Source organism: Sulfurovum sp. (assembly GCF_041551015.1).
Lineage (GTDB): Bacteria > Campylobacterota > Campylobacteria > Campylobacterales > Sulfurovaceae > Sulfurovum.
Map to the genome: position 1 here is coordinate 1 of NZ_JBFENQ010000153.1, position 3,889 is coordinate 3,889.

General features: G+C 39.6%; 4 protein-coding genes. All 4 read left to right on the plus strand.

Annotation, left to right across the window (positions count from 1 at the left end):
* Nucleotides 1-516 (plus strand): type II secretion system protein GspD (locus tag ABZC96_RS08835; protein WP_373030542.1); only part of this gene is annotated, 516 nt, incomplete at its 5' end.
* On the plus strand, nucleotides 516-2,027 hold the full coding sequence (locus ABZC96_RS08840) for a GspE/PulE family protein (RefSeq protein WP_373030543.1): 1,512 nt from the start codon (nucleotides 516-518) through the stop codon (nucleotides 2,025-2,027). The genes ABZC96_RS08835 and ABZC96_RS08840, both read left to right, overlap by 1 nt.
* Before the next feature lie 5 nt (nucleotides 2,028-2,032).
* Nucleotides 2,033-2,596: a prepilin-type N-terminal cleavage/methylation domain-containing protein gene (locus ABZC96_RS08845; RefSeq protein ID WP_373030544.1), complete on the plus strand. Its 564-nt coding sequence runs from the start codon at nucleotides 2,033-2,035 to the stop codon at nucleotides 2,594-2,596.
* Between the two features lie 66 nt (nucleotides 2,597-2,662).
* Nucleotides 2,663-3,889, plus strand: a 1,227-nt coding sequence (locus tag ABZC96_RS08850; protein ID WP_373030545.1) for an ATP-binding protein, incomplete at its 3' end; no start/stop codon positions are given.

Here is a 3,889-nt window from a genome sequence, read left to right on the forward strand (position 1 = left end):
ACACTAAAAGTGAAGCCAAGACTTTCAAGTAACAATCAAGTGACGCTGGAAGTCGAGACAACCATTGAAGACGTTTTAGAGAGTGATTCTCCTAATGCAGATAGACCAACTACGACAAAAAGAAATGTAAAAACTAATGCTATTGTTCAAAATGGTAAAACAATTGTTCTTGGAGGACTGATAAAAAGAGCTGGGGGGAAAGGAGAATCAAAAGTACCTATCCTCGGAGATATTCCGATTTTGGGAGATGCCCTTTTTACCCATCATTCAGATATAGAACGTGAAACAAATGTTGTAATTTACCTCACGCCATATATTGTAAGAAAAAGCGGAGATCTGGAGAAGTTAAAGATGATATTGTCTGAACTTGAAGAAGTACAGGAAAGATATAACAATCTTGTCCGTAATGCACTGGAAGAAAAAACGGGGGTCTCTGCTTCCGAAGCTGTTGTTCCGGCAAGTAGAAGAATCCAGAGAAAACCTAAAAGCAATTTAAGCATCTTAGAGGAATCGTAATGCATTTTCCTCGTCTTCAGGATGTAAACCTTGACCCACTCTGGGAAGAGGAGATAAACCATAAACTGGCACTCAAACACTCCTTGCTATTTTCTATGATTGATCATGTGAAGACATGTATTGTAGAGGAAAAGACACTGGGAGATGCACTGAACTACTTATCAAAGCTCTCATTGGATTACCCTGTGAATATTGTAGATGCTGAGAGTTTTGAAAGATTAAAGAACAAATTTTTAGAGATCCAGACAGGATCTGACTTTGAAGCAATGGCGACAACCTCAGAGGAACTGATAGAAGCAGAAGCTGATCTACTAGAGTTTATTCGTAATTCACAAGACCTGCTTTCAAGTGAAGAGTCTGCCCCTATTATTAAACTGGTAAATTCACTGTTTTTCCAAGCCCTTCAAAAAGGGGCAAGTGATATTCACATTGAAAGTGGAGAGAGAAAAGGTGAAGTACGTTTACGTATAGATGGTGCACTCAAAAAGCATCTTGATCTTGATAAAAGTATTGTGACTTTGGTGATCAACCGTGTTAAAGTCATATCAAACCTTGATATTTCAGAGAAAAGGGTTCCTCAGGATGGACGTACACAGTTGGCTATCTCCGGCAAGACGATTGATGTAAGGGTCTCTATTTTACCTACCTATCATGGGGAAAGAATCGTTATGAGAATACTCTCTCAAACAGAACATATCCCGACGCTTGAGTCTTTAGGTTTTGCAGAGGAAATTACTAAAGATCTCTATAGACTTCTCAATCACGCCCATGGTATGATACTGGTGACAGGACCAACAGGTTCAGGTAAATCAACAACCCTTCATGCCTGTTTACAACATATATCAACCCCAGACAAGAACATCATTACAGTAGAGGACCCGGTAGAGTATAATGCAGACAATATTTCTCAAATACAGGTAAACACCAAAGTAGGACTAACTTTTGCAGCAGGATTACGTTCCATTTTGAGACAAGATCCAGACATTATCATGGTAGGAGAAATCCGTGATAATGAAACAGCGGAAATAGCACTTCGCTCAGCACTTACCGGACACCTTCTTCTCTCTACCTTGCATACCAATGATGCAACGTCTTCCTTGAGTCGTTTAATGGATATGGGTATAGCAAACTTTCTTGTATCCTCTACACTGTTGGGGGTATTGGCACAAAGGCTTACACGTAAACTTTGTTTGCACTGTAAGAAAGAAACAAAGCTTGCTCCATCCATAGCACAAGAGATAGATGTGCCTCAAGACAAGTTATATTTTACATCCGTAGGCTGTAAAGAGTGTGATTTCACCGGATATAAAGGCAGACAAGCCATTGGTGAACTTTTTATCGTTGATGATAAGGTTAAGGCAATGATGAAAGATGGCTATAATGACCATCAGGTAAGAGAAGCTATGAAAAAAGATGGCATGAAAACCATCGCAGATAAACTCAAAGAGATGCTTGTATCAGGACATACAAGTTATGAAGAAGCCATCCGTGTCGGACTTATGGACGGCTAGGGTCAATGCGTAACCGAAAAGCATTCACCCTTTTAGAAGTACTTATCTCCATTGCCCTTTTGGGCATAGTGATTGTTGCACTTTTCAGCGCGGTTGATATGCTTCAAGATTCTAATCAGCATCTCGAAAAGTATGTAGAAAAATCGCAAAAGATCACCAAAGCCAGCAAAGTATTGTATTTGGACATACTGGGCTCCGATGGCAATATTACAATTCAAAAAGATGAATTTACCAGATTATGCATGGAAGAGACACAAAACTCTCTTTATGCATTACCTAGAGCAAAAGTATGTTGGGTTGTCCTTAAAAAAGACAACACACTTGCACGTATAGAAGGAAATGGCTACCATTTACCAGTAGGGTCAGAAGAGAGGGTCGAGATAGACCCGATCATGGCAGACATAGAGGTATTTGATATCTATCACGAAAAAGATAAAGTCTTGGTACTCATACAGCAACAAGAAAAAGAGCCCATTAGTTTTATGCTACAGGGAATTAGCAAACCTGGGAATAAGAAAAAATCTACAACAAAAACAGATACCAATACAACTACAGTACCCACAAAATAATAAAACGAACTAAATAAACTTTCGCTAAAATAAATATAATGTATTTTTATCATGAAGGACTATGCTATGCAAGAGATATATGAAAAGTTAGGACTGTTTTATCTGGGGAAAGATATAGATAAACAGAGCATGGAAGCCACAGAAGCGCTTACACTGCTTAAAAACAAAAACTTTACAACCCATGCAGCGATCATAGGGATGACAGGTTCAGGGAAGACGGGACTTGGCATAGGCATCATAGAAGAGGCTGTCATAGACAATATTCCTTCCATTATTATAGACCCAAAAGGAGACATGGGAGACCTCTGCCTTACGGATCCGAGTTTTTCCTCTTCCTCCTTTGAATCATGGGTAGCGGATGAAGCGAAATCCAAAGAGGCCAACGTAACGGAATATGCCAAGAAGATATCTACCATATGGAAAGAGGGCATAGAGAGTTGGGGACAAAACACTGGTCGGGTACAAAAGTTTCATGATGTGAAAAAAACCATTTACACTCCTGGGAGTTCTGCCGGAGTTTCCATCAATGTGATGAGCTCACTGGAAGTCCCCCCAGCAGAGATAATGGAAGATGGAGATACCTTTGCTTCATATTTAAAGAGTATCACCATCTCCTTACTCTCTTTGGTGGGTATTAATGCCGACCCTTTAGAATCCAAAGAGTATATCTTGCTTGCACAGATCATCACAAAATCATGGATAGCAGATGAAAACCTCAGTATAGAAAGCATCATAGGAAAGATACTCAACCCTTCTTTTAAAAAGATAGGGGTTTTGCCTTTAGATGATTTTTATCCACAAAATGATCGTTTCAAATTGGCGACGAAATTTAATTCTCTTCTTGCAAGCCCAAGTTTTTCACTTTGGCTACAGGGAGAGAGTTTAGATATCCAAAAACTATTGTATGATGAGAACGGTAAGGCCAAAGTAGCTATATTTTCTATCTCACATCTTAATGATGATGAACGTATGTTTTTTGTCACATTACTTCTCAATAAATACATTGCATGGATGCGTCGCCAAAGTGGTACCTCTGCACTCAAAACACTACTCTATATGGATGAGATCTTCGGATTCTTTCCGCCTACGAAGAACCCGCCGAGTAAAGAGCCTATGCTGTTACTTCTAAAGCAGGCAAGAGCTTTTGGGGTAGGGGTGGTATTGAGTACACAAAATCCTGTAGATTTGGACTATAAAGGGCTTTCCAACATAGGTACATGGTTCGTCGGTAGATTACAAACGACACAAGATATAGAGAGGGTCATTGATGGACTGGGAGGTAAAGTAGGTTCA